Source organism: Burkholderia sp. LS-044, assembly GCF_004803625.1.
Classification (GTDB): Bacteria; Pseudomonadota; Gammaproteobacteria; order Burkholderiales; family Burkholderiaceae; genus Burkholderia; species Burkholderia cepacia.
In genome coordinates, this window is sequence record NZ_SSWO01000001.1 from 341990 (window position 1) to 368907 (window position 26918).

Annotated in this window: 22 protein-coding genes; 11 read left to right on the forward strand and 11 right to left on the reverse strand. The window is 68.4% G+C overall.

Features of this window, described 5'->3' with window-relative positions:
* Positions 1-35: 35 nt before the first annotated feature.
* The gene (locus E9536_RS01480; RefSeq protein ID WP_027791371.1) at positions 36-773 is read right to left on the reverse strand and encodes a helix-turn-helix transcriptional regulator; all 738 of its coding nucleotides are present in this window, start codon (positions 771-773) and stop codon (positions 36-38) included.
* Positions 774-893: 120 nt separating this feature from the next.
* Here E9536_RS01480 and E9536_RS01485 point away from each other — a divergent pair, with 120 nt between their 5' ends.
* The 3 genes from E9536_RS01485 (at position 894) to pcaG (ending at position 3048) form a co-directional block, all read left to right on the forward strand.
* A complete protein-coding gene (locus tag E9536_RS01485; protein WP_136469142.1) occupies positions 894-1469 on the forward strand; it encodes a YiiX/YebB-like N1pC/P60 family cysteine hydrolase in 576 nt (191 codons plus the stop codon).
* 274 nt (positions 1470-1743) lie between these two features.
* A complete protein-coding gene (gene pcaH / locus E9536_RS01490) occupies positions 1744-2451 on the forward strand; it encodes a protocatechuate 3,4-dioxygenase subunit beta (RefSeq protein WP_021159510.1) in 708 nt (235 codons plus the stop codon).
* Positions 2452-2454: 3 nt separating this feature from the next.
* Positions 2455-3048 carry a protocatechuate 3,4-dioxygenase subunit alpha gene (gene pcaG, locus E9536_RS01495; protein ID WP_060194675.1) on the forward strand — a complete coding sequence of 198 codons (594 nt, stop codon included), beginning with the start codon at positions 2455-2457 and terminating at the stop codon, positions 3046-3048.
* Between the two features lie 466 nt (positions 3049-3514).
* Here the strand turns inward: pcaG and E9536_RS01500 are convergent, their stop codons facing one another.
* Entirely contained in the window at positions 3515-4294 is a 780-nt protein-coding gene (locus tag E9536_RS01500) for a helix-turn-helix transcriptional regulator (RefSeq protein ID WP_027791368.1), read from the reverse strand.
* A gap of 143 nt (positions 4295-4437) precedes the next feature.
* On the opposite strand from E9536_RS01500, the gene E9536_RS01505 reads away from it, so the two are divergent.
* On the forward strand, positions 4438-5217 hold the full coding sequence (locus E9536_RS01505; RefSeq protein ID WP_060207515.1) for an alpha/beta hydrolase: 780 nt from the start codon (positions 4438-4440) through the stop codon (positions 5215-5217).
* A gap of 35 nt (positions 5218-5252) precedes the next feature.
* On the opposite strand, the gene E9536_RS01510 is transcribed toward E9536_RS01505, so the two are convergent.
* From E9536_RS01510 to E9536_RS01545, 8 genes are all read right to left on the reverse strand, one after another.
* A complete protein-coding gene (locus tag E9536_RS01510) occupies positions 5253-6080 on the reverse strand; it encodes a M55 family metallopeptidase (protein WP_060372368.1) in 828 nt (275 codons plus the stop codon).
* Positions 6077-7159: a P1 family peptidase gene (locus E9536_RS01515; RefSeq protein ID WP_136469143.1), complete on the reverse strand. Its 1083-nt coding sequence runs from the start codon at positions 7157-7159 to the stop codon at positions 6077-6079. Before E9536_RS01515 ends, E9536_RS01510 begins: the two co-directional genes overlap by 4 nt.
* The gene (gene gsiD / locus E9536_RS01520) at positions 7159-8052 is read right to left on the reverse strand and encodes a glutathione ABC transporter permease GsiD (RefSeq protein WP_021156639.1); all 894 of its coding nucleotides are present in this window, start codon (positions 8050-8052) and stop codon (positions 7159-7161) included. Before gsiD ends, E9536_RS01515 begins: the two co-directional genes overlap by 1 nt.
* A gap of 7 nt (positions 8053-8059) precedes the next feature.
* Complete coding sequence (gene gsiC, locus E9536_RS01525) at positions 8060-8980, reverse strand: glutathione ABC transporter permease GsiC (protein ID WP_042972832.1); 921 nt, start codon at positions 8978-8980, stop codon at positions 8060-8062.
* A 79-nt stretch (positions 8981-9059) separates the two neighbouring features.
* Complete coding sequence (gene gsiB, locus E9536_RS01530; protein WP_027791363.1) at positions 9060-10622, reverse strand: glutathione ABC transporter substrate-binding protein GsiB; 1563 nt, start codon at positions 10620-10622, stop codon at positions 9060-9062.
* 127 nt (positions 10623-10749) lie between these two features.
* Entirely contained in the window at positions 10750-12663 is a 1914-nt protein-coding gene (locus E9536_RS01535) for a dipeptide ABC transporter ATP-binding protein (RefSeq protein ID WP_136469144.1), read from the reverse strand.
* 29 nt (positions 12664-12692) lie between these two features.
* Positions 12693-13694, reverse strand: a complete 1002-nt coding sequence (locus E9536_RS01540) for an isoaspartyl peptidase/L-asparaginase (protein WP_136469145.1) — start codon at positions 13692-13694, stop codon at positions 12693-12695.
* Positions 13691-14635, reverse strand: a complete 945-nt coding sequence (locus E9536_RS01545) for a MurR/RpiR family transcriptional regulator (RefSeq protein WP_136469146.1) — start codon at positions 14633-14635, stop codon at positions 13691-13693. The genes E9536_RS01540 and E9536_RS01545 overlap by 4 nt, the downstream gene beginning before the upstream one ends.
* A gap of 472 nt (positions 14636-15107) precedes the next feature.
* Between E9536_RS01545 and E9536_RS01550 the strand changes: the two genes are divergently transcribed.
* The 5 genes from E9536_RS01550 (at position 15108) to E9536_RS01570 (ending at position 22833) form a co-directional block, all read left to right on the forward strand.
* Positions 15108-16379 carry an MFS transporter gene (locus E9536_RS01550; protein ID WP_021156644.1) on the forward strand — a complete coding sequence of 424 codons (1272 nt, stop codon included), beginning with the start codon at positions 15108-15110 and terminating at the stop codon, positions 16377-16379.
* Positions 16380-16406: 27 nt separating this feature from the next.
* Positions 16407-18827 (forward strand): glycoside hydrolase family 31 protein, encoded by a 2421-nt coding sequence (locus E9536_RS01555; RefSeq protein WP_136469147.1) that lies wholly within the window; start codon positions 16407-16409, stop codon positions 18825-18827.
* Between the two features lie 107 nt (positions 18828-18934).
* Positions 18935-20122 (forward strand): porin, encoded by a 1188-nt coding sequence (locus E9536_RS01560; protein WP_124814857.1) that lies wholly within the window; start codon positions 18935-18937, stop codon positions 20120-20122.
* A gap of 319 nt (positions 20123-20441) precedes the next feature.
* Positions 20442-22463, forward strand: coding sequence for a BCCT family transporter (locus E9536_RS01565; protein ID WP_136469148.1), 2022 nt, complete (start codon positions 20442-20444; stop codon positions 22461-22463).
* A gap of 58 nt (positions 22464-22521) precedes the next feature.
* Positions 22522-22833, forward strand: a complete 312-nt coding sequence (locus E9536_RS01570; RefSeq protein ID WP_136469149.1) for a hypothetical protein — start codon at positions 22522-22524, stop codon at positions 22831-22833.
* Positions 22834-22932: 99 nt separating this feature from the next.
* Here E9536_RS01570 and E9536_RS01575 read toward each other — a convergent pair whose 3' ends face one another.
* On the reverse strand, positions 22933-23781 hold the full coding sequence (locus tag E9536_RS01575; protein WP_136469150.1) for a class I SAM-dependent methyltransferase: 849 nt from the start codon (positions 23779-23781) through the stop codon (positions 22933-22935).
* A 197-nt stretch (positions 23782-23978) separates the two neighbouring features.
* Here E9536_RS01575 and E9536_RS01580 point away from each other — a divergent pair, with 197 nt between their 5' ends.
* Entirely contained in the window at positions 23979-25442 is a 1464-nt protein-coding gene (locus E9536_RS01580) for a metallophosphoesterase (RefSeq protein WP_124917837.1), read from the forward strand.
* Entirely contained in the window at positions 25439-26851 is a 1413-nt protein-coding gene (locus tag E9536_RS01585) for a cytochrome c peroxidase (RefSeq protein WP_136469151.1), read from the forward strand. The genes E9536_RS01580 and E9536_RS01585 overlap by 4 nt, the downstream gene beginning before the upstream one ends.
* Positions 26852-26918 lie beyond the last annotated feature (67 nt).

Sequence of the window (26918 nt, forward strand, 5' to 3'; positions counted from 1 at the left end):
AACTTTCCGGATCGCCCCAAGCATTCGACGAGGCATCACGCGCGACGCCGCAGGGCCTGGAAACCGGCCGGCTCCCACATCCGCTTCGCGATCAGCAAGCTCGTCCCGTGCTTCTGCGCGAGCGGCGCGGACGACGATTCCGCATGCAGCGCGGCCGCCTTGCTGCGCAGCCGGCGCAACTCCAGTTCGAGCTCCGCGGCGGCAGCCTCCGTCAGCATCCCCTGCGAGAACGTCATCGTCTCGCCCTCCCCGTCGAAGCGGCTGTCGAGAAAATCGCCGAGCGCGTGCGCATGGAAATAACGGCGGATCGGCCCGCCGGGCAGCCAGTCGAAATCGCGCGCGACGCGTACGCGAATCCGGTCGCCCGGCAGCAGCGCGACGACGTTCATCCGGTCGAGCATCAGCAGGTATTTCACGCACTCGGCCTGGGTCACCTGATAGGTCGACACGATGTCCTGCACGGTCCAGTAGTTGATCGCGCAGACGGCAACGAGCAGCAGCTTGTCGTCCGACACGAGCAGCGCCTCCTGCTGCTCGGTCAGCACGCGCAGCCTCGGCGCCGACGCGGAAGCCTCCTGCACGAGTTCGGCGAGCGTATAGCCGAGCAGCTGGGCGATCTCCACGACACGCTCCAGCGTGAAGCGGCCGCTGGCGAACAACCGCTTCACGCTCGTCTCGGAGACGTCGAGCGCCCGCGCGACGTCGCGGTAGGTCATGCCCTGCGCCTTCAACTGGCGCTTCAGCATTTCGATGAGTTGGGCGGTTTCGGTCATTTTGGTATCGAAAAATGATGCTCAAGGTCAGATATTAGGCTACCTGCGCACGCAAATGAACACATTCGGATACTTGTCTGCATAATCCGCTCCGTGCTGTCACTGAACGACGGAGCCGAAATGACCACCCGAACCGAAACCGCCGCCTACGAATCGCGCCACACCGCCCCGCGCGATGCACGCGACACGGATCGCACGATGCCGCTCGCCACGATCCGCACGCTGGCCGCCAGCGCGCACGTCGGGGATCTCGTGTTCATCCGCGTGCCGGCGAGCGCGCCGCGCGACGCAGCGGGCACGATGGGCACGACGGGCACGTGGGCCAATCGCTTCGGCATCGTCGTCGATACGTCGGGCGACGAGCCCGTGATCGCCGAATCCGGGTTTGCGTGGACGAAACTCACGCCGCTGTCGCGCTTCGTCGCCCGTACCGACGGCGGGCGCATCGCGCTGGCACGCCGCGTCGCGGCACCGACCGCCGACGCGCAGCGCCGGGTGCATGCAACGGCGGAACAGCGGATCGACGCGCTGCTCGGCAACCGCTTCAACCTGCGGACGCGGCGTGCGTTCTGCGCGGACTACGTGAACGACGTGCTCGGCGCCGACCGGGACGCGACACCTGCGGCACTGCTGCGCGGCGGCACGCTGTCACTCGAATTCGACGGGATCGTGTTCGATCCCGGCCGCCAGTCATGACGGGCGCGCTCAGGGAGGCCGGATAACAACAAGAACGAAAACACAAAAAGCAGCGACGGGCTGGCTGGAGGGCCGTGCACGGGGTCGTCACCGACGACGCGAAGCCCGATCGCTTTTTCCGCCGGACAGGCATCCTGTCCGGCGGAATTTTCATTGGCGCGTCGAACATAACGAACGGTTATGCGATTCGCGAAAAAAGGTCATTTTGCATAACTTTCCGGATTGGCTAAAGTCCTGCCATCCACTTCGCGAAATACCTATCAGGAGACGCCCGATGGATTCCCCCACGATCCTCACGCCGCGCGACTGGCCGTCGCATCCGGCCTATATCCACCCCGAGTACCGTTCGTCCGTGAAGCGCGGCCCGACCCGCCCGCTGATCCCGCTGAAGGAAAAACTGCGCGACCAGTACGCGCCCGTCTACGGCGCCGAGGATCTCGGCGCGCTCGACCACGACCTGACGAAGAACGCCGTGAAGAACGGCGAGCCGCTCGGTGAGCGCATGGTCGTCACGGGCCGCGTGCTCGACGAAGGCGGCAAGCCCGTGCGCAACACGCTCGTCGAGGTGTGGCAGGCGAACGCGGCCGGCCGCTACGTGCACAAGGTCGACCAGCACGATGCGCCGCTCGACCCGAACTTCCTCGGCGCGGGCCGCTGCCTGACCGACAACGAAGGCCGCTACCGCTTCCTGACGATCAAGCCCGGCGCGTATCCGTGGGGCAACCATCCGAACGCGTGGCGCCCGAATCACATCCATTTCTCGCTGTTCGGCGATTACTTCGGTTCGCGTCTCGTCACGCAGATGTACTTCCCCGGCGACCCGCTGCTCGCGTACGACCCGATCTTCCAGGGCACGCCCGAGGCCGCGCGCGACCGCCTGATCTCGCGCTTCTCGATGGACATCACCGAAGAAGGCTATGCGCTCGGCTACGAATTCGACATCGTGCTGCGCGGCCGCGACGCTACCCCGATGGAGCGCTGAACCATGACGACGCTGAAGCAAACCCCTTCGCAGACGGTCGGCCCGTACTTCGCGTACGGCCTGTGCCCGCAGCAATACGACTACGACCTGAAGAGCCTGTTCACGCCGACGATCGCCGCGGCACACGCCGAAGGCGAGCACGTGCTGCTCGTCGGCCAGGTGTTCGACGGCGACGGCAACGTCGTTGGCGACGCGGTGCTCGAATTCACGCAGGTGGACAGCGCGGGCCGCTACCCCGCGTCGCGCGACGACATCGCGAAATCCGGCTTCACGGGCTTCGCGCGGGTCGGCACCGGCACCGACGCACAGCAGCGCTTCGTCGTCGAGACGGTGAAGCCGGGCCGCATCACCGCCGGCGAGGCGCCGCACATCAACGTGACCGTGATGATGCGCGGGATCCTCACCCATGCGTTCACGCGCGTGTATTTCGACGACGAAGCCGCCGCGAACGCCGCCGACCCGGTGCTGAACGCGGTGCCCGCCGAGCGTCGCGCGACGCTCGTCGCGAAACGCGACGCGCAACCGGGCCGCCCGGTCGTCTACCGCTTCGACATCCGCATGCAGGGGCCCGACGAAACGGTGTTCTTCGACGTGTGACGCGCGAACCGGCGCACGCCGGCTTCGCCCGCTACCGCAAACCGCAACGCCGCGTGGCGCGATACCGACAGGCATCGCGCTACGCGGCGTTTTTCGTGCTGCGGCGCCATCATTTGATGCTGCATCGCAGCACACCAGGCCGCGGGCATCGATGCCCGGTGCCAGGGGCTGCCGCCCCCGCATCGAACGCGCGATTGAAACGCATGCTGCGACTGCACATGAATCATCGCCCCGGCAGGATATCGTTTGCGCGTTATGCGGCGTATCCTGCGTTATCCGCAACGTTCAAACGGAATTAAATCAGGATCGGCAACAATTACGCATGTCATGCGCGACATCGACCCGCCGGGCCGTGCGCGCATTTTTTCTGACCGAGTGCCTTTAAGCGCGTCTGACCGAAGTTGGCAGACGCGTATTTTTTTGCGGCGACCGGCACATCGGCGTAGTGCGCTCGGACGCCTTCCGGTCAGCGCCGAATCTCCAGATAGCGGCTCGGCGTATCGCCCAGAATGCGGCGAAACGCCGACGTGAACGCGCTGGCGCTCGCGTACCCGAGATCGAGCGCGACACGCGTGACCGGCTGCCCGTCGCTCAGGCGGGCGATCGCCGCGAGCATGCACACCTGCTGGCGCCATGCGGCAAAACTCACGCCCGTCTGCGCGCGAAACTGCCGCGTGAACGTGCGCCGGCTCACGCCGGCATCGGCGGCCACCTGGTCGAGATCGGCCGCGATCGACGGCGACGCGAGCAGGTGCCGGCACACCTTCGCCAGCCTCGCGTCGGCCGGCAGCGGCGCATGCAGCGACAGGCGCGGCATCGTCGCGATTTCCGCGACCAGCAGCGCCATCAGCTTGCCCGCGCGCCCGTCGACGTCGTACAGGGCCGGCAGGTCGATCGCATCGTCGATCAGTTGCCGCAGCAGCGCCGATACGCCATAGACGCCGCACTGCTCGGGCAGGCCCGCCTCGAGCGCGGCGTCGCCGGACACGAACGTGTTGAGCATCGTGACCGGCCCGGTCATCGTCATCTCGTGCCGCACGCCGGCCGGCACCCAGCACGCGCGCTGCGGCGGCACCAGCCAGCGCCCGTGCGGCGTCGACACGCTGATCGTGCCGCGCGACGCGAACGCGAATTGCCCGCGCACGTGCGCGTGTTCCGGAAACGTCGTACCCGCCGCGTAGTCGTTCGCGGTCACGACCACGCTTCGCGGAATGTGTTCGTAGGGATCTAGCAGCGTATTTCTCACGGCCCGAATTCCATCATCAATGACCCGATATCGAAGGCGGGTCTCCTTCGCGCGATCTACGATCCGCTCCACCCCTTGCGCGACCTCGCGGCCGCAAGACCCGTCGGCCTGATCGGCCGGATTACCACTGCATCGGAGCGGACATGCCGAATACGTTTCATCGCGTGGGGGACGGCCCCCACCCTGTTCTTGTACTGCCCGGCTGGTTCGGCGACGCCCACGCGTTCGAACCCGTCGAAGCGTGGCTGTCGCGTGAGCGTTTCAGCTATGTGTTCATGGACTACCGAGGTTACGGCCGCATGCGCGACACAGCCGGCGACTACACGATCGACGAGATCGCCGCCGACGCGCTCGCGCTTGCCGACACGCTCGAATTCCCGACCTTCAGCGTCGTCGGCCACTCGATGGGGGCGATGGCGGCCGAGAAAATCGCCGTCATCGCGCCCGACCGGGTGCGCGCGCTCGTGCCGGTCACGCCCGTGCCTTGCGGCGGCCTGCCGTTCGACGCGGAGAAACGCGCGCTATTCGAGCGGGCCGCCGACCACGTCGCCGATCGCCGGACCATCATCGATCGCAGCACCGGCGGCCGGCTGCCCGCCGCCTGGGTCGCGTGGAAAGCCGCGTATTCGGCAGCCCGTTCGTCGCCGCCGGCGTTCGGCGCGTACTTCCGCGCGTGGGCCGATACGGATTTCAGCCACGAGATCGCCGGCACCCATCCGGTGAAAGTGCTGATCGGCGAGCACGATCCGGCGTTCGACGCGGCGCTGATGGCCCGCACTTACCTGCGGCGCTACCCGCGCGCCACCGTCGACGTGTTGCGCAATGCGGGCCACTATCCGATGAACGAGACGCCGCTCGCGCTGGTCGCGGCCATGGAAACGTTCCTGCTTGCCGTGACAGCGAGCCCTGCAGCCGCCCATTGACCGGTCGCACGCCGGCGACATCGCCGCGGCACGCATCACCGCAGCATGAACGACATCGCAGACAGGCTGTTCAACGTGCGCACCACGTGCTCGACCGAAGGCCCGTCGAAGCGCAGCGTCACCGCATCGACGCGCTCCAGCGACGGCAGCACGCAGAACAGGTCGGCCAGCGCTGCCGTCTGCACACGCAACGTGCAGGCGGCCGGCGCGGGCCGACGGGTGCCGGCGCGCACGCCTGCCGACAGTGCCTGTACGACCGTCTCGCGCGCAGCGGCTGCGATCCGCGCACACGATGCGGACGGCGTGAGCGTATCGCCGCTCGATGCGCCGCCGGCCGTCTTGACCGTCTCGAAATGCGCATCCGGAAACAGCGGCTGCGTTTCTTCCGCGAACACGTCGTCGCCGGTGGCCAGCGCGACGTGCGCGCCATATTCGCGGGCCAGCGCGCCGTACAGCCCGGCTTCGCCGAGCTCGACGCCGTTCAGCCACACCTGCGTGAACGCGAAGCTGTTGATCGTGTGCGCGAGGATGCCGCGCGTCTGCGATTTCGCGTGATAGCCGATCATGAACACGAGGTCGGGCTGCTGTTCGAGGCCCGTCATCATCCCGAGCGTGCGCGGCTTGCCGAGCACGACGCGCGCACGCGCATCGAGCCCGTCGGGCAGCAGGTTGCGGAAACCGCCGTGCGAATCGTTGACCCACACGGCCTGCGCGCCGCCCATGAACGCGCCTTCGATCGCCGCATTCGCCTCGGCGGTCATCCAGCGCCGCGCGCGTTCGTATTCCGGATTGCCGGCACGCGTCTGCTCGGTGGCGAACACGCCGGCGACGCCTTCGATGTCGGTCGAAATCAGGATCTTCATGACTGGGCAATACGTCCTTCGTGACTTTCGTTGAACAGGCGATCGAGATCGGGCACCGCATCGCGCAGCGATTGCCGCACGTGGCCGTCGCGCCCGGCCACCGTCACGGCCTGCAGCAACGCATCGGCGATGGCGTGCTCGACGCTTTCGGCGGCAGCCATGAACAGCGGATCGAGCGCCGCATCGGCGACGAGGGCCGGTAGCGCGATGGTCGACGCGTCGTGCGCGATCGTATAGGCGGTGGAGAAGGCGAGCGCGATGTCGCCGCTGCCGTGCCCGTAGACCGAGCCCGTGCGGGCCAGCCCCGCGCCCGCACGGCGCGCGAGCCGCGACAGTTGCCGCGCGTCGAGCGGCGCATCGGTGGCCAGCAACAGGATGATCGAGCCCTGTTCGGGTGGCACCGCGTGCGCGGCCTCGGCCGCCCGCCGTTGCGCGACGATGCGCCCGAGCGGCACGCCGCCGAGCGTCAGCATCGGCAGCCGGCCGAAATTCGCGAGCACGAGCGCGCCGACCGTATAGGGCCGGCCGGCCGCGACGGCAACGCGCGACGCCGAACCGATCCCGCCCTTCAGGTCGAAGCACGACATCCCGCGCCCGGCCCCCACCGCGCCGCGCGCGACGTCACGCGACGCCGCGCGGCACGCGTCGTCGTAATGCGCGGCCGTGACCGCGAACGCCTGGATATCGTTCAGATAACCGTCGTTGCACTCGAACACGAGCGGGTTGACGGTCGGCCAGTCGCGGCCGATCTGCGGATTCGCGGCGATCGCCGCGCGGATCTGCGCGTGCGCGAGCACGCCGACGCCGAACGTATTGGTCAACGCGATCGGCGTCTCGAGCGTGCCGAGCTCGTCGATCTGCACGAGCCCGACGCTCTTGCCGAAGCCGTTGATCACGGCGGCCCCCGCCGGCACCTTGCTGCGGTACACGTCGCCCGGATGCGGCTTCACGACGGTCACGCCCGTCTGCACGTTGCCGGCATCGAGCGTGCAATGGCCGACCGTCACGCCCGGCACGTCGGCGATCGTGCCGCGCGGCCCGGCCGGCAGCGTCGCCGGCCACATCGGTGCGATGCGCATCAGCGGCGCTCCAGCTTCGGATCGAGCGCGTCGCGCAGCCCGTCGCCGAGCAGGTTGAACGCGAGCACGGTCAGGAAGATCGCGAGGCTCGGGAAGATCGCGATGTGCGGCGCCGTCACCATGTCCGCGCGCGCCTCGTTGAGCATCGCGCCCCACTCCGGCGTCGGCGGCTGCGCACCGAGCCCGAGGAACGACAGGCTCGCGGCCGTGATGATCGACGTGCCGATCCGCATCGTGAAGTAGACGACGACCGACGACACGGTGCCCGGCAGGATGTGCCGCATGATGATCGTCCAGTCCGATGCGCCGATGCTGCGCGCGGCCTCGACATAGGTCATGTGCTTGAGCATCAGCGTGTTGCCGCGCACGAGCCGCGCGAACGCCGGGATGCTGAAGATCGCGACCGCGCAGATCACGTTGACCATCCCGTTGCCGAGGATCGCGACCACGCCGATCGCGAGCAGGATGCCCGGGAACGCGAACAGCACGTCGGCCACGCGCATCGTGATGCGGTCCCACCAGCCTTCGTAGTAGCCGGCGAGCAGCCCGAAGAACGTGCCGATCACCGCGCCGAGCGCGACGGAGAAGAAACCGGCCGCGAGCGAGATGCGCGTGCCCGTGATGATCCGGCTGAAGATGTCGCGGCCGAGCGAATCGACGCCGAACCAGTGCACGGCCGACGGCCCCGCGTTCAGTGCGTCGTAGTCGAAATAGTTCTCCGGATCGAACGGCACGACGTGCGGGCCGACGAACGCCAGCACGACGAGCGCCAGCACGAAGCCGCCCGCGACGAGCGCGACGGTCTGCTTGCGGAACTTGCGCCAGAATTCGCGCCACGGCGTGCGGATCGCGGTCGGTGCGGCCGGCGCCGCGGTCTGGACAGTCGCGTTCATGCGCGCCTCACTTGAACCGGATGGTCGGGTTGATGACCGCATACAGCACGTCGACGGTCAGGTTGATCAGGATGAATTCGAGCGAAAACAGCAACACGATCGCCTGGATCACGGGGTAGTCGCGCATCGTCACGGCATCGACGAGCAGGCGCCCGAGCCCCGGCCAGTTGAACACGACCTCGACGACGATCGAGCCGCCGAGCAGGAAGCCGAACTGCAGCCCCATCATCGTGACGACCGGGATCATCGCGTTGCGCAGGCAGTGCTTGAGCACCACCATCGGCTCGTGCACGCCTTTCGCGCGCGCGGTGCGCACGAAATCCTCGTTCAGCACCTCGACGAACGACGCGCGCGTGAAGCGCGCCATCACAGCCGCGACCGCGGCGCCGAGCGTCAGCGACGGCAGCACGTAGCTTCGCCACGAACCGTCCGGCACGACGGGCAGCCAGCCGAGCTTCACCGAGAAAATTTCCATCAGCAGCATGCCGAGCGCGAACGCGGGAAACGAGATGCCCGACACCGCGAGCGTCATGCCGAGGCGGTCCGGCCAGCGGTTGCGCCACACCGCCGACGCGATGCCGATCGCCATGCCGAAGGCCGTCGCCCACGCCATGCTGACGAGCGTCAGCATCAGCGTCGGCATGAAGCGCTCGCCGATCTCGGTCGAAACCGGCCGCTTGCTGCGGGTCGACAGGCCGAAATCGCCGTGCGCGATCTTCACGAAGAAGTTCACGAACTGCGCGGGCAGCGGCTGGTCGAGGCCGAGATCGGTGCGCACCAGCGCGACCGTCGCGTCGTCGGCTTCGGGCCCGGCCGCGAGCCGCGCCGGATCGCCCGGCAGCAGGTGGACGAACAGGAACACCAGCACCGCGACGATCGCGAGCGTGGGCAGCAGGCCGAACAGGCGTTTGACGAGAAAATTCAGCATGGGGCACCGATCGAATCAGCGTGCCGGCGGCTTGCGCCGCCGGCACCGCGTGGCGGACGAACCGCCGTCATCACCACTGTCATTTCAGCGAGATTTCGTCGAAGTTGAACGAGCCGTCCGGCATCACGTACGCACCCTGAAGCCGCTTGCTGCGCGCATACACGATCTTCTCCTGCACGAGGAAGATCCACGGCGCATCGGCCCAGATCTGCTTCTGCGCATCGGCGTAGAGCTCGGCCTTCTTCGTGCGGTCGACCGTCTCCAGTGCCTTCGAGAGATCGCCGTCGACCGTGTCGTTCTTGTAGTACGCGGTATTCAGGAGCTTCGGCGGCGCCGACGAGCCGGCGAGCAACGGCGTGATCGCCCAGTTCGCCTCGCCGGTCGACGACGACCAGCCGATGTAGTACATCCGCACCGGCGCCTTCGCCGGATCCGGCGCGCTCTCGACCTTCGCGACGCGCTCGCCGGCTTCCAGCGCCTGCACCTGCACCTTCACGCCGACCTGCGCGAGCTGCTGCTGCACGAACTGGATCGCCTTCTGCGACGTCGAGTTGTTATAGGCGGACCACAGCGTCGTCTCGAAGCCGTTCGGGTAACCGGCCTCCTTCAGCAGCGCGCGCGCCTTCGCCGGGTCGTACGGCCACGGGCCCGGCTTCGTCGCGTAGTCGACGCCCTGCGGCACCACGCCGGTGGACGGCGTCGCGAAGCCGGCGAACGCGACCTTCGCGAGCGCTTCCTTGTTCACCGCATAGTTCAGCGCCTGGCGCACCTTCGGGTTGTCGAACGGCTTCTGCTGCAGGTTCAGCGACACGTAGCGCTGCACGATCGACGGCCGCTCCACGACGTCGACCTTCGGGTTGCCCTTCAGGTCGGCAGCCTGCTCGAACGGAATGCGGAACGCGAAATCGGCCTCGCCCGTCTTGATCAGCGCCGCGCGCGTGTTGTTGTCGACCACCGGCTTCCAGTCGATCGCGTCGATCTTCGGGTAGCCCTTCTTCCAGTAGCCGGCGAACTTCTTCACCTTCAGGTCGTCGGTCTGCTTCCATTCGACGAACTCGAACGGCCCCGTGCCGACCGGATGCAGCGCGATGTCGCGGCCCCACTTCTTCAGCGCGGCCGGCGAGATCATCACGGCCGACGGGTGCGCGAGCGTGTTGATCAGCGCGGAGAACGGCTCGCGCAGCGTGATCTTCACCGTGTACGGATCGACCACTTCGGTCTTCTCGATCACGCGGAACATGTTGTAGCGCTTCAGGTGGTTCGCGGGATCGGTCACGCGGTCGAAGTTCGCCTTCACGGCCGCCGCGTTGAAATCGGTGCCGTCGTGGAACTTCACGCCCTGGCGCAGCTTGATCGTGTAGGTCTTCGCATCCGGGCTCGCGTCGTAGCCGGTTGCCAGCACGTTGACGAGCTTCATGTCCTTGTCGAAGCCGAACAGCCCCTGGTAGAACGACTTGACGACGGCCTGCGACACCGTGTCGTTCGCGTCGTACGGGTCCATCGTCGTGAACGTCGAATCCACCGCCATCACCGCGGTCTGCTGCGCGAACGCGGGCACCGCGGCCGACAGCGCGAGCGCGCCGGCACCCGCTGCGAGCAGTGCGCGTGGACGGAACATCGGGAACGAATACGGCTTGTTCATCTTGCTGGGCTCCTGTGGGTGATTCGATAACGCGTGGTGAGAGTCGCGGCGGGACGGCGCCCGCTCGGGGAAAATGCGTCGTTGCCTCGCTCGTGCGCAGCTGCGGTCCATGGCAACCTGCGCGCGTTCAGTACGCGCCGCCGACGCGGTGCGTCGCGACGTAGTGATCCGGGCCGACCGCGACGAGCGGCGCGACGACCGGCTCGTCGCCGGCCGCGCGGATCGGGCTCGGGATTTCGTCCGCCGCGAGCTGGCGCGGGGCGTGCCGGCGCGCGGGGTCGGCCACCGGCACCGCGCTCATCAGCTTCTTCGTGTACGGATGCTGCGGCGCCTCGAACACCGCGCGGCGCGGGCCGATCTCGACGATCTGGCCGAGATACATCACCGCGACGCGATGGCTGATGCGCTCGACGACGGCCATGTCGTGCGAGATGAACAGGTACGCGACGCCGAGTTCGCGCTGCAGGTCGAGCATCAGGTTGACGATCTGCGCCTGCACCGACACGTCGAGCGCCGACACCGATTCGTCGGCGATCACGACCTTCGGGTTCAGCGCGAGCGCACGCGCGATCGCGATCCGCTGGCGCTGGCCGCCCGAGAATTCATGCGGATAACGACGCGCGGCCTCGGGCGGCAGGCCGACCTTGTCGAGCAGCCAGTCGACCCGCGCCTGCGCTTCGCGGCCGCTCGCGACACCGTGCACGAGCAGCGGCTCCATGATCGAGAAACCCACGGTCAGGCGCGGGTTCAGCGATGCGAACGGGTCCTGGAAGATGAACTGGATGTTCCGGCGCAGCGCCTGCAGGTCGGGGCCTTTCAGCGCGCTGATGTCGCGGCCGTCGAACTCGATCGAGCCGCTCTGCGATTCGACGAGGCGCAGCAGCGAGCGGCCGGTGGTCGACTTGCCGCAGCCCGATTCGCCGACCAGCGCGAGCGTCTCGCCCGCGCGCAACTCGAAGCTCACACGCTCGACCGCATGCACGTATTGCGATACACGGCCGAACACGCCGCTCTTCACCGGGAAGCGCGTCACGAGATCGCGCACGCGCAGGATCGGCGACGCGGATTGATCGAAGCCCGGCTGCGCACCGTCGTTCGCCGCCGATGCGGGTGCCGGCGATGCCGCCGGTGCTGCCGTGTTTGCACCCTCCACCTTCAGCAGCGGGAATTTCTCGGGCGCGTCGGTGCCCTGCATCGAGCCGAGCTTCGGCACGGCCGCGAGCAACGCACGCGTGTAGCGATGCGCGGGCGCCGCGAAGATGCGATCCGATTCGCCCTCCTCGACCTTCTCGCCGCGATACATCACGAGCACACGGTCGGCCACTTCGGCCACCACGCCCATGTCGTGCGTGATGAAGATCACGCCCATGTTCATTTCGTCCTGCAGCCCGCGCACCAGTTGCAGGATCTGCGCCTGGATCGTCACGTCGAGCGCGGTCGTCGGCTCGTCGGCGATCAGCAGCGCGGGCCGGCACGACAGCGCCATCGCGATCATCACGCGCTGCCGCATCCCGCCCGACAACTGGTGCGGATAGCGCGCGAACACGCGGCGCGCCTCCGGAATGCGCACGAGTTCGAGCAGCCGCAGCGTCTCCGCGCGCGCTTCCGATGCACTCTTCGACTGATGCAGCGCGATCGCCTCGCTGATCTGGTCGCCGACCGTAAACACCGGGTTCAGCGACGTCATCGGCTCCTGGAAGATCATCGCGATGTCCGCGCCGCGAATGCCGCGCATCGTCGCACCGCTTGCCTGCGCAAGATCGACGAGCGCGCCGCCGCGCCGGCGGAACGCGATCCGGCCGTTCGTGATCGCGCCGCCGCCGTGCTCGACGAGCCGCATCAGCGCGAGCGACGTGACCGACTTGCCCGAGCCCGATTCGCCGACGATCGCGAGCGTCTCGCCGCGATCGACGTGAAACGACACGTTGCGCACCGCGTCGAACGTCGCGCCTTCGCGGCGGAACGTGACCGACAGGTCGTCGACGGCCACCACGCGCTGCTCGGGCAGCACCAGGCCGGACGGGTTACGGCTCGAAGTCATCGTGGATTTCCTCTTCGTGCTGGCCGGGATCAGGCCGTGTCGTCGTCGCGGTAGATGCCGACCACCGGCGCTTCACCGACGCGCGCGTAACCGCGGTACATCCCTTCGGTGTTGAACGGCATCGCGACGTTGCCCTGCGCGTCGACCGCGATGATCCCGCCGCGGCCCGCGAGGCGCGGCAGCTTGTTCATCACGACGTCGTGCGCGGCATCGGCGAGCGACGCGCCGCGATACGCGATCTGCGCGGCAACGTCATGCGCGGTCGCGAGCCGGATGAACATTTCGCCGGTGCCCGTCGACGACACTGCGCAGGTCGCGTCGTCCGCATAGCAGCCTGCGCCGATGATCGGCGAATCGCCGACGCGCCCCGGCTGCTTGTTCGTGATGCCGCCCGTCGACGTCGCCGCCGCGATGTGGCCGTGCCGGTCGCACGCGACCGCGCCGACCGTGCCGTGCTTGCGGTCCGGATCGAGCGGCTCGGCCGGCTGCGATTGCGACTGTGATTTGCCGAACGCGAACGTCGCCGCGTCATGGTCGAGCATCGCGCCGGCTGCCGTGCGCGCCTTGACCCACTGCGCGTGACGCGCTTCGGTGTCGAAATAGCCGGGCTCCGCGAGTTCGAGCCCCTGTGCGGCCGCGAACGCATCGGCCCCCGCGCCGGCGAACAGCACGTGTTCGCTCGCCTCCATCACGCGCCGCGCGGCGAGCACCGGATTGCGCACGCGCGTCGCGCAGCAGATCGCACCCGCGCCGAGCGTCGCGCCATCCATGACCGCCGCGTCGAGTTCGTGCTTGCCTTCGGCCGTATAGACGGCACCGCGCCCGGCGTTGAACAACGGACAGTCCTCGAGCATCCGCACCGCGACGGTGACGGCGTCGAGCGCGCTGCCGCCGTCGGCCAGCACCTGCTGGGCGGCCGTCAGGATCGCGGTCAGCTCGGCACGGTACTGACGTTCGGTATCGGAATCCATCGCATCGCGCAGGATCGTGCCTGCGCCGCCGTGAATCGCAACGATCGCGGGTGAAGTCATGTTTTTTTCGGACGGTGGGAAGAAGGGTTGGCGGCCGGCTGCGTCGCTTGCGGCTGCATGAGCCACGGCAGCAGGAATTCGGTCATCTCGGCGGCGGATTTCGCGGACCGGTGCGTGCGCAGCGCGACCGCGTCGATCAGCGCCTCGATCATCGTGAGCACGGCGGCTTCCGACGTGGCCGCGAAGCGCCGTTCGGCCTTGACGTACAGGTTCAGCGACGCGATCGGCGACAGCGGCGATTGCGGGCCGTCGGAGATACCGAGTACGCGTGCACCGCGCGCCGCCGCGCGGCGGGCCAGTTCGATCGTGTCCTTCACGTAGCGCGGAAACGCGAGCGCGATCACGAGATCGCGCGAGTCGGCCGTATAGAGCCGCCGTGCCGCGTGCGACGGGCCGCCGAGCAGCGCGAGCGACTGCACGTTGTCGTGGCAGACGGACAGCCCGTGCTCCATCAGCCCGGCGAGGAACGCGCTCGACCCCGCGCCGAGGATCAACACGCGCCGCGCGCCGACGATCGCCTCGACCGCGGCCTCGACGTCGGCCGCGTCCAGTTGCGCGCGCGTGTTCTCGATGTTCGCGACGGCCTGGTCGAATACCGCGTCGATCCATGCCGCACCGCGCACCCCGGACTCCTGCTCCTGCGCGGAACGCAGCCGCTCGACCGGCCCGAGCGTCGCTTCGAAGCCGCGCACGAGCGCCGCGCGCATCGCCGGATAGCCGTCGAAACCGAGCGCCTTCGCGAAACGGTTCGCGGTCGCGATCGACGCATTCACGGCCTGCGCGAGTTCGTCGATGCGCATCGTCGCCGCGCGGAACGGATTCGCGAGCACGAACTCGCCCATGCGCCGGTGGATCGGCGTCATCAACGGCATCGCCGACGCGATCCGTTCGGCGATCGCGGGTTCGTCGTGACTGGCATCGTGCGGAGCGAGAGGCGTCATGCGAAGGGTTGTTGAAAGAATGATGGAAATGAATTTACACAATCCCAATTACGAAAAGAAATAAATTTTCATCCGGGTTGTGACGTCCCGTTCCCCCGCCCCGCGATCGCCCGACGCCCGCACAGCCCCGCCGCACGGGCCTTTGGCATGTGATCGCCGCGGGTCCGCACGTGCGTCGCCTGCGCCCGCCCATGGGGAAAACCCCAAGCAAGTTCGTTCGAATGCAATTTCGCGTTGACCGGATTCGAATTCGAACATAGGATGTTCGAAAATGATCAGTCGTCCGATAACTTCAGCCTCCGAGAACGGCGAAGTGTTCGCTTGAACGCCATCATTCCGCGTCAAACCGGGAAAACTGGCACCCATCAAGATCGGACATCGTACGAATAAAGCGAAACAGGCCATCCCGAACGGATGGTCGTCATGGATCGGTCCGGCGCCGCGCGCCGGCCCTGCCCGACAGGAGACAGCAGTGAAGACAGTCAAGGCGTTGCGCTGGTGGATCATCGTGCTCGTATGTCTCGGCACGATCCTCAACTACCTCGCACGGAATTCCCTCGCGGTGCTCGCCCCCGAGCTGAAGCACGTGTTCGCGATCTCGACGCAGCAGTATTCGTACATCGTCGGCGCGTTCCAGATCGGTTACACGATCATGCAGCCCGTGTGCGGTTTCATCGTCGACCTGATCGGCCTGCGCCTCGGGTTCGCGCTGTTCGCGATGCTGTGGTCGGTGGTCGGCGTCGCGCACGGCTTCGCATCGGGCTGGCTGTCGCTCGGCATCCTGCGCGGCCTCCTGGGCCTGTTCGAAGCCGCCGCGATTCCGTCGGGGATGAAGGCGGTTGCGGAATGGTTTCCCGATCGCGAAAAATCCGTCGCGGTCGGCTATTTCAACGCGGGCACGTCGCTCGGCGCCGCGATCGCGCCGCCGCTCGTCGTGTTCCTGTCGATGCGGTTCGGCTGGCAGGCCGCGTTCATGGCCACCGGCGCGCTCGGTTTCCTGTGGGCCGCGCTCTGGTACACGCAATACCGGTCGCCCGCCGACCATCCACGCATCACGCCGCAGGAGCGCGCGCTGATCCGCGACGGCCAGGCGACGATGCCGCCCGTGTCGAAGCGCCGCATTCGCGACGTCGTCACCGCGCGGCGCTTCTGGGCCATCGCGCTGCCGCGCTTCTTCGCCGAGCCTGCGTGGCAGACCTTCAGCTTCTGGATTCCGCTGTACCTCGCGACCGAGCGCCACATGCCGCTCACGCAGATCGCGATCTTCGCGTGGATGCCGTTTCTCGCGGCCGACGCCGGCGGCATCGCGGGCGGCTACCTGTCGCCGTATCTCGCGAAGCGGTTCAGGCTGCCGCTCGTGTGGTCGCGCGTCGCCGGCGTCGCGCTCGGCGCGGTGCTGATGCTCGGGCCCGCGATGATCGGGCTCGTGTCGTCGCCGTACACGGCCATCGCGCTGTTCTGCGTCGGCGGCTTCGCGCACCAGATGATCTCCGCGCTCGTCAACACGCTGTCGGCCGACGTGTTCGATTCCGAGGAAGTCGGCACCGCGAGCGGCTTCGCCGGGATGGCCGCGTGGATCGGCGGGCTCGGTTTCTCGCTGCTGGTCGGCGCGCTCGCCGACAAGATCGGCTATGCGCCGCTGTTCGCGTGCCTCGGCCTGTTCGACATCATCGGCGTCACGCTGCTCGCGGTGCTGATCCGCGGGCAGTCGAAGCAGGAACGCCTTCTCGCACGGCACGCCTGACCTTCGCCCCTAACTGGAACCGCATTCATGACTTCGCTTCTTCATCCGCCCGTGTTCCGCGTCGCCGGCCAGCACGCGAACCGTGTGCTGCTCGCGTCCGATACGGGCGCGACCCTCGAGATCTTCGTGCTCGAGGACGACATCGTGCGGGTACGCGTGCTGCCCGATGCGACGGCGCGCAACCCGCGCACGTGGACGATCGCACCGGGCCTCGACGACGTGCCGCTCGAAGGGCGCGACCGCCTCGACCTGAGCGGCTTCGCGCTGCCCTCCCATACGCTCCTGGAAGACGACGACGGCGTGTACATCGAAACCGCGCAGATCCGCCTCGCCGTGAGCCGGCAAGGCGGCCACTGCACGTGGTCGATGCGCGGCGCCGACGGCGCGTGGCGAGTCGCGCTTGCCGACCGCCCGACGCAGGCCTACAACTTCGGCTGGTGGGACGACCGCGCATATCACTACGTCGCGCGCGAACGCGGCGACAAGGTATTCGGCCTCGGCGAACGCGCGGGCGAACTCGACCGCACCGGCGCGCGCTTCGAGATGCGCAACATCGACGCGATGGGCTACAGCGCGAAGCACACGGACCCGCTGTACAAGCACATCCCGTTCTACATCACGTGGTCGCCCGATGCGTGCCAGGGGTTCGGGCTGTTCTACGACACGCTGTCGGACTGCGCGTTCGACATGGGCCGCGAGCTCGACAACTATCACGGCCCGTACCGCTACTTCGTCGCCGAGCATGGCGATCTCGACTACTACTTCATCGCGTCGCCCGACACGCCGCTCGCGGCCGCGCGGCGCTTCACGTGGCTCACGGGGCGCCCCGCGCGCACGCCGAAATGGGGGCTCGGCTACTCGGGCTCGACGATGAGCTACACCGATGCGCCGGACGCGCAGCAGCAGATGAACCAGTTCGTCGAACAGTGCGACACGCACGACATCCTGTGCGATTCGTTCCACCTGTCGTCGGGCTATACGTCGATCGGCGCGAAGCGCTACGTGTTCAACTGGAACCGCGACAAGTTTCCCGACGCGAAGGGCTTCGTGCAGCATTACCGCGACCACGGCATCCGCCTGTGCGCGAACATCAAGCCGTGCCTGCTGCGCGACCATCCCGCCTTCGCAGACGCCGCAACGCGCGGGCTGCTGATCCGCTCGGCGTCCGGCGAGCCGGCCTGGGTGCAGTTCTGGGACGAGGTCGGCGCGTATCTCGACTTCACGCAGCCGGACGCGTACCGCTGGTGGCGCGAGCAGGTCACGTCGGCGCTGCTCGAATACGGAATCGAGTCGACCTGGAACGACAACAACGAATACGAGATCTGGTCGCCCGACGCGATCGCGCACGGCTTCGGCCAGCCGTTTCCCGCGCGCGAGGCGAAGGTGCTGCAGACGATGCTGATGATGCGCGCGTCGCGCGAAGCGCAGCGTGCGCATGCACCGGCGCAGCGCCCGTTCCTCGTGTCGCGCTCCGGCGGCGCCGGCATGCAGCGTTATGTGCAGACCTGGTCCGGCGACAACTACACGTCGTGGGAAACGCTGCGCTACAACCTGAAGATGGGCCTCGGGCTCGCGCTGTCGGGCGTGTCGAACATCGGCCACGACATCGGCGGCTTCTCCGGGCCCGCGCCGTCGCCCGAACTGCTGTTGCGCTGGGTGCAGTTCGGCATCTTCATGCCGCGCTTCAGCATCCATTCGTGGAACGACGACGGCACCGTCAACGAACCGTGGATGTACCCGGAGATCACCGCGCAGGTCGCATCGCTGATCAAGCAGCGCTACCGCCTGCTGCCCTACCTCTATCACCTGCTGTGGCTGTCGACGACGCGCTACGAGCCCGTGCTGCGGCCGACCTTCGCCGATTTCACCGGCGACGCGCGCTGCTACGACGCATGCGACGACATGATGCTCGGCGACGCCCTGCTCGTCGCGCCGGTCGTCGATCCGGGCCTGACGGAGCGCACCGTCTACCTGCCGTCGGGCGCGCGCTGGATGTGCTGTGCGAGCGCGCAGTCGTTCGACGGCGGCGCGAGCGTAACGCTGCCCGCCCCGCTCGACACGCCGGTGATGCTGCTGCGCGAGGGCCGCGTGCTGCCGCTGAACGTCGCGGAACAGCATTTCGGCGCACGTGCCGACACGCGCGGCTTCGTCGTCGCGCCGCGCGTCGAGGACGGCGTCGCGTACGGCGAATGCATCGAAGACGACGGCGAGACGGAAGCATGGCGCGACGGCGAATACGGGCTGTGGCGCGTCGAAACCGGCCGCGAGGCGTCGGGCGTGCTCGGCGTGTCGGTGCGCTGGGACGGCCGCCCGGCACGCCCGGCCGACCGCGTCGAGATCCTGCTGCCCGCGTCGGTGCAAGGCGCGGTCGCCGTGCGCGGCGCACGCGTCGAACAGGATGCGCAGAGCGGTACCTGGCGCCGAATCGTCGTCGCCTTCGACAACTGAAGCAAACCCGATCGGGCGGGCCGTTCATGCGGCCCGCCGCCCGCCACAGAGGAGGCAATCGAGCCTCCCGCCCACCTTGAAAAGATGAAGATACCTGGAGATCGACAGTGAAAGCACCCGTCAACCGCTATGCAATCCTGATTTTGTCGACCGCATCGCTCGGCGCGACCGCCGCCCATGCGCAGAGCAGCGTGACGCTGTACGGCGTCGTCGACGATTCGCTCGCGTACGTGAACAACCAGCAGGGCCATTCGAACCTCTACATGCGCGACGGCAACCTGTATGCGTCGAAGTTCGGGCTGCGCGGCGACGAGGATCTGGGCGGCGGCACGCATGCGATCTTCGACCTGCAGTCCGGCTTCAACCTGAACAACGGCACGCAATCCGCCGCCGGCCTGATATTCAATCGCCAGGCCTTCGTCGGCCTGCGCAACGATCGCTACGGCACGATGACGGCCGGCCGCCAGTACACGCCCTACTTCCTGTTCGTCGGCCCGTACGCGTCGAGCAGCTGGCTGACCGGTGCGACGGGCGCGCACCCGGGCGACATCGACGGCCTCGACACGACGATCCGCGTGAACAATTCGGTTACCTATACGTCGCCGACCTTCGCCGGACTGACCGCGAGCGCGATGTACGCATTCGGCGGCATTGCCGGTGCGACCGGCAAGGGCAACACGTTCAGCGCCGCACTGCGTTATGCGAACGGGCCGATCGGCGTCGCGGCCGGCTACCTGCGCATCAACAGCTCGGGCTCGTCGGCAGGCTTCCTGAATCCGGCGACCGCCGCGTCGGGCAGCTTCGCGGTGTCCGTGCTGAACCAGGGCTACCTGACCGCGAAGGCCGTCGAGCAGGTCGCGGCGGCCGGCAACTACACGCTCGGCAACCTGACGATGGGCGTCAACTATTCGAACGTGAAGTACCTGCCCGGCAACGGCTCCGCGTTCACGGACACGGCCGTGTTCAACACCTACGGCGCGCTCGCCGCATACCGCTTCACGCCGGCATTCTCGGTGGCCGGCGCGTTCGCGTACACGCTCGCGTCGAAGGCGAACGGCATCGACAGCGCGGCCCGCTACCAGCAGTATTCGCTGAAGGAGTCGTACAGCCTGTCGAAGCGCACGACACTCTATGCGCTGCAGGCGTACACGCATTCGAGCGGCCGGACGCTCGGTGCGCAAGGTGCCGGCCACGTGATCGACGCGGCGCCGATCGTCGGCGATTCGCAGCAGCTCACGCCTTCGACGACGCACGGCCAGTTCGTCGGCATGGCCGGCATCGCCGTCACGTTCTGAGCCATCGCGGCAGCGCCTTCGGCGCGCTGCCCCTGCCCCGGGCGACACGCATTGCTCGGATGCCTCGCGTGCTGTCCGGGCACCCGATACGCAGCCGCTTCGGGGCGTTTTCGGCGCCCCGTCCGCGCGCCGCGCAAACTGCACGGGTTTTCTCGATCCCCTCGATACCTTACAATTCGTCAGGTTCAACCCTCCTGCATACCCCTTCTTGCAGTCCTGACACCGCGGTACACTCGACGCACGCCGTATCAGGGTCCGACGCACGACACGCGCGCCGGGCGGCGTCGCGCCTCGTTGCGCCCACAACTGGATGCCAGCCATGCCAGATTCCCGTCCCTCGCCCCGCACGACATTCAAGCCGCAGGTCGTCCTGCCCGCGCTCGCGGTCATCGGCGCACTGCTCGTCGTGTGCGCACTGCTCCCGAGCGAAGCCGGCACGCTGTTCTCCGCCGGCCAGCAATGGGTCGTCGCGCGCTTCGACTGGTTCTACGTGCTCGCCGTCACCGGCTTCCTGGTGTTTCTCGTGCTGATCGCCGCGAGCGATTTCGGCAACATCCGGCTCGGCCCCGACGATGCCGAACCCGAATTCAGCTTCGTGTCGTGGACAGCGATGCTGTTCGCGGCCGGCATGGGCATCGGCCTCATGTACTTCGGCGTCGGCGAGCCGATGCAGCACTTCCTGAAGCCGCCGACCGTCGCCCCCGGCACGCCCGCCGCTGCCCGCGAGGCAATGCTGATGACCTTCTTCCACTGGGGCTTCCACGCGTGGGCAATCTACGGGCTGATGGGGCTCGTGCTCGCGTACTTCGGCTTCCGCTACAACCTGCCGCTGACGCTCCGCTCGGGGCTGTATCCGGTGCTGCGCGAGCGCATCAACGGCTGGATCGGCCACACGGTCGACGCGTTCGCGCTGGTCGGCACGGTCGCCGGCATCGCGACGACGCTCGGCTACGGGGTGATGCAGATCAGCGCGGGCCTGCATACGGTCGCCGGCTGGGATACGGGTAGCAACGCATTTCGCGTCGGGCTCGTCGCGCTCGTCGTGATCCTCGCGGGGCTGTCGGCCGCAAGCGGCCTCGACAAGGGTGTGCGGCGGCTGTCCGAACTGAACCTGCTGCTCGCGTTCCTGCTGCTCGCGTTCGTGGCCGTCACGGGCCCGACGGCGTTCCTGTTGCGCGCGCTCGGCGACAACATCGGCCAGTACCTGTCGAGCCTCGTCGACCTGTCGTTCCGCACGTACGCGTATGCGTCGCCGCGCGAGGAAGGCTGGTTCGGCGGCTGGACGATCCTCTACTGGGCATGGTGGGTGTCGTGGTCGCCGTTCGTCGGCATGTTCATCGCACGCATCTCGCGCGGCCGCACGATCCGCCAGTTCGTGATCGGCGTGCTGCTCGTGCCGACCGCGTTCAACCTCGTGTGGATGACCGTGTTCGGCAACAGCGCGATCTGGCTCGATACGCACGGCGCGGCCGGCGCGCTCGCGCAGACGGCCACCAATGTCGACGCGCTGCTGTTCCGCTTCTTCGATTTCCTGCCACTGTCGCAAGGGCTGTCGATCGCCGCGATCGTGCTGATCGCGGTGTTCTTCGTCACGTCCGCCGATTCGGGCGCGTTCGTGATCGACCAGATCGCGACGCGCGGCCACGCGCACTCGCCCGTCTGGCAACGGCTGTTCTGGGCCGCGCTGCTCGGCGTGACGGCCGCGGTGCTGCTCGTCGCAGGCGGGCTCGGCGCATTGCAGGCGATGACGCTGATCGCCGCGCTGCCGGTCGCGATCATCATGATCGCGCTCTGCTACGGGCTGTGGCGCGGGCTCGCGGCCGACCGCGTGCACTATTCGCAGGACGTCGCGCCCGCGACGAGCTTCTGGACCGGCCAGCACTGGCGCCACCGCCTGACGCACATCCTGCGGCAGACGACCGAAGCCGAAGCACGCCAGTTCGTCGCCGAAACGGTCGAGCCGGCGCTGCGCAAAGTCGCCGACGAGTTGCGCGCTGGCGGCGTCGATGCGCACGTGCAGCGCGACAGCGACGACGCCGTGCGCCTGACCGTGCCGACCGCCGACCACCGCGATTTCGTGTACGGCGTGCGCGTGACGGTGAAATCGGCGGCCGCGTTCCTCGTGCGCGAGACGGCCGGGCCGGAAGCGGCACGGGCCCACGTGTACGGGATCGTCACGTTCTTCGAGGACGGGCGGCTCGGCTACGACGTCGAATACCTGCGCGGCGACGAAGTGATTGCCGACGTGTTGCGCCAGTACGAACGCTACGTGTCGCTCGCGGCCGACAAGCGCACGCATCTGCTGAGCCGCGCGCCGGGGCATGCGACGGAGGCCGAATGACCCTGCCCGCCGTCTTTGCCGCGCCGTGGCGGCCTGCCACGCCCGACGGAGCCGCACGATGACCGGGCTCCTGCAAAGCCGCGCCTCCGACGTCATCGCGCTCGGCACGCTCGCCGTGCTCTATCTCGGCGGAGCCGGCATCGCGCTGTGGCGGATCCGCGCCGCGGCGCCGCGCGGCAAGGTCTACTGGATCGTCTGCGCGGCGCTGCTCGCCGGCGGCGCCGTCGCGATGGGCATCAACCTGTCGCCGATGCCGGACACCGGGCACATGCCGCCCGGGTTCGCGCTCGGCGTCGAAGCCGTCCTGCTCGGTCTCGCATTGGTCGCCGGCGGTTGTGCGTGGCTGATGCTGCGCGCGCGGCGACGCTGACGTGCGTATGTCATGCGGCCCGGCCACGTCCCGCGCGAACGGCAACGCGCGGGGCGAAGCGGCCGCCCCTTCCCCGATCCGCTTCCTCGCCACAACGTGTCACACGGACGGTGCACGCGCCGTCACGAGCCAGCATGCCGCATCGAAGCGCACTTCCGCGCCGTCGACGTAAGGCTCGAATGCGGCACGCATCGTGTCGACCACGCGCCGCCGCGTTGCGTCGTCCACTTCCAGCAACGCCAGCCCGACCGGGCCCAGCCGGGTGATGTAGTCGTCCAGCGCGGACGCGGGCAGCGCGCACGCCAGTTCGACCGGCTCGATCGCCACGTCCGCCCAGCCGCTGTCCGCCAGCACCGACGCGATCCGCTGCCGGTCGCCGAAGCCGAACTGCCCCGGCGCGCCGGGCCGCCGTGCGGGCAGGTTCGGCAGCAACGGCGCCGCGGCCCGCTCGGCGATCGTCATGAACGGATTGTCTGCCGCGCTGCGCCATGCGACGAACCGCATCCGCGCATCCGGCCGCGCCGCCTGCCGCAGATTCGCGAACGCGCGAACCGGATCGTCGAAGAACATCACGCCGAGGCGCGACACGATCAGGTCGACGCTCGCGGGCTCGAACGCGTGCGTCTGCACATCGGCACGCACGAAGCGGGCGCGGACGCCGCTGCGTTCGGCTCGCGCCTGCGCGGCGTCGATCATCCGGGCCGAGATATCGATACCCGTGCATTGCGCATGCGCGCCGAGCCGCCGCGCGATCGCAACCGTGACCGCGCCCGTGCCGCAGCCGACGTCGAGCACGCTGCGCGCGGACGACGCGGCAACCGCCTCCACGAGCAACCGCTCCAACGGCTCGAACATCCGGTCGATCAGCGCCTGCGTCTGGACCCAGGCGCGGCCCGACGGGCCGTTCCAAAGCGCGGATTGTTCGTCATTGGGCCGTCTGGTTTCCATCGTCGATTCCCTTTCCGGTTCATTGATCGTGCATCGCACTTTGCTGCTTCAAGCCGGCTTGAAGTCAAGCCCCCGTGGCCGCGACCCGCCGCAACGTCGACACCCGGCCCGCGTGCGAACCCTCCGTCGCGCCCCGTTTTTTCATATTTCTTACATTCATGTTGCGTATCGTCGACGACTTTCCCACGGTGCCTCCCATGCGACGACTCCTCCCGCGCGCCCTGCTCGTCCGCTGCGCTCCCCTTGTTGCTTTCGCCGCGCTGTCCGCGTGCTCGAACCACATCGATTCGCCGGACGATCCGGCGAGTGCGTCGGTCAACGTCCAGGCCGCATGGGTCGAGATTGGCGATACGAACCAGGCGATCGCGCGCGTCATCACGAACTACACCCCCGCGTCGGCCAACGATCCGTTGTGCCCGCAACTGAGCGTCGACGGCAAGCTGTCGCGCATGTCCCTGCGCGCGGGCGCCGCGACCATCGCCCAGCGGCCGACCGCCAGCGATCCGTCCGATTCGAAGCCGTCGAGCTTCCCGGTGTCCGTCTGCGAGGCGACGCTGCCGGCCGGCGCGCTGGCGGCGAGCGTCGCGGGCCGCACGCTGCCGCTGCCGAAGGCGCAGCCGCAACGCATCGCGATCATCGCCGACACCGGCTGCCGCATGAAGAAGGCCGACAACGCATGGCAGGCGTGCAACGACGCGACGGTCTGGCCGCTCGACACGATCGCGGCCAGCGTCGCGAAGCTGTCGCCCGACCTGGTGATGCACATCGGCGACTACCACTACCGCGAAAACGCATGCCCGCCGGACATCGCCGGCTGCAAGGACAGCCCGTGGGGCTACGGCTGGGATACGTGGCAGGCCGACCTGTTCCGCCCGGCCGCGCCGTTGCTCGCGAAGGCCCCGTGGGTCGTCGTGCGCGGCAACCACGAGGAATGCGCACGCGCGGGCCAGGGCTGGTTCCGCTTCCTCGATCCGCGCCCGTATTCGGCCGCGCGCTCGTGCGACGATCCGGCCAACGACAACAACGCGAACTATTCGGAACCCTATGCGGTATCGCTCGGCGGCGGCTCGCAGGTGATCGTGTTCGACACCGCGAAGGTCGGCCGCACGCCGCTCAAGACGACCGACGCGCAGTTCGGCATCTACCAGAAGCAGTTCCAGACGGTCGCCGCGCTCGCGTCGACGGCCGGCATGACGACGACGATCTTCACGAACCACCATCCGATCCTCGCGTTCGCACCGATCGCCGGCAGCACGCCCGCGCCCGGCAACCTCGCGCTGCAGTCGGTGATGTCGAGCCTCAACGCCCAGGCGTACTACCCGCCCGGCGTGCACGTGGCGCTGCACGGGCACGTGCACGATTTCCAGGCGATCAACTTCTCGTCCGGGCACCCGGCGACGATCGTGTCCGGCAACGGCGGCGACAATCTCGACGTCGCGCTGCCCGACCCGTTCCCGGCCGGCCTGACACCGGCACCGGGCGCCGTGATCGAGCGGCTGTCGCACAACAACAGCTTCGGTTTCCTGATGATGGAACGCCGGGCCGCCCCGGCGACCGGCTGGGTCTTCCACGCGTATTCGGCGGCCGGCAAGCTGCTCGCGTCGTGCAACCAGTCGGGCAGGACGCTCGCCTGCGACAAGACGGGGTTCATCGCGCCGTGAGTGAAGGAGTTCGATGTGCCGGCCGCCATGCGCGCGGCCGGCAAACGCTGCGCACGCTGGCCGCTGCCGTGCTCGCCGGCCTGACGCTCGCGGCGCACGCCGCGCCGGCCGAAACCGTCCTGCTTCCCGGTGCGCCGCCGTCGCGAGTCGTCGACACGGTCGGCAACGGCACGCCGCAGGTGACGGGCAAGGTCGATGCGGCGACCGCGCGCTTCGCGCCCGACCCGACGCTCGTCGCGCTCGGCCGCCGGATCTTCTTCGATTCACGGCTGTCCGAGCCGCGCGGCATGTCGTGCGCGGGCTGCCACGACCCGGGCCGCGCGTTCGCGCCGACGCTGTCGGCCGCCTCGCTCGCGGGGCCCGGCGTGCCGGAAGGCAGCCGTCCCGGGCGTTTCAGCCAGCGCAACGCGCCGTCGCTGCTCTATGTGCGCTACGTGCCGCGCCGCCACTTCTACCAGGACGACGACGCGCCCGCACCGTCGCCGTTCGGCGGCCTGTTCAGCGACGGCCGCGCGGATACGCTCGCCGAGCAGATCCGCGGGCCGCTGTTCGATCCGAACGAGATGAACAACCGGTCGCCGGCCGCGCTGCTGCGCAAGGTGGACGCAACCGAACTCGCGCCCGATCTCGCCGCGCGCTTCGGCGCGTCGGTGCGGCGCGATCCCGGGCAACTGGTGCGGGCGCTGGGCCTGGCCGTCGAGGCCTATCTGCAGAGCGACGAGATGGCGCCGTTCACGTCGCGTTTCGACGCGTTCCTGCGCACGCGCAAGCCGCTCGCGCCGGCCGAGATGCGCGGCCTCGCGCTGTTCCGGAATCCGGACAAGGGTAACTGCACGAGCTGCCACACGCTGTCGGAGACGTCGAGCCGACCGGAGCGTTCGCTCTTCACCGATTTCGGCTACGACGCGATCGCGGTGCCGCGCAACCGCGCGCTGCCGGCGAACCGCGATCCGCGCCATTTCGACAACGGGCTGTGCGACACCGCCCGGCGGCTGCGCTGGCCCGAGCCGACGCAATGGTGCGGCTACCTGCGCACACCGGGGCTGCGCAACGTCGCGCTCAAGCAGACGTTCATGCACAACGGCGTGTTCACGACGCTGCGCGACGCGGTCGCGTTCTACAACACGCGCTCGACCGACCCGGGCTTCTGGTATCACGGGGCCGGAACGTTCGACGATGTGCCGGCCGCCTATCGCGGCAACATCAACGTCAACTCGACGCCGATGAACCGCCGGCCCGGCACGCCGCCCGCGCTGACCGACGCGGAGATCGACGACATCGTCGCGTTCCTCGGCACGCTGACCGACGCGCGCTATACGGGGGGCACCGCCTCCGCGGCGCCCGCTGCCCCGGTCACCCCTGCGGCCGCTGTTGCCCGGGTCACGCGCACCGCCGCGCCGGCTCGCTGATCCTGGCCGAACGGCCAGCCGCGCGTGCACCCGCTTGCGGTCGCCCAAAACACTGGTTATATTTACA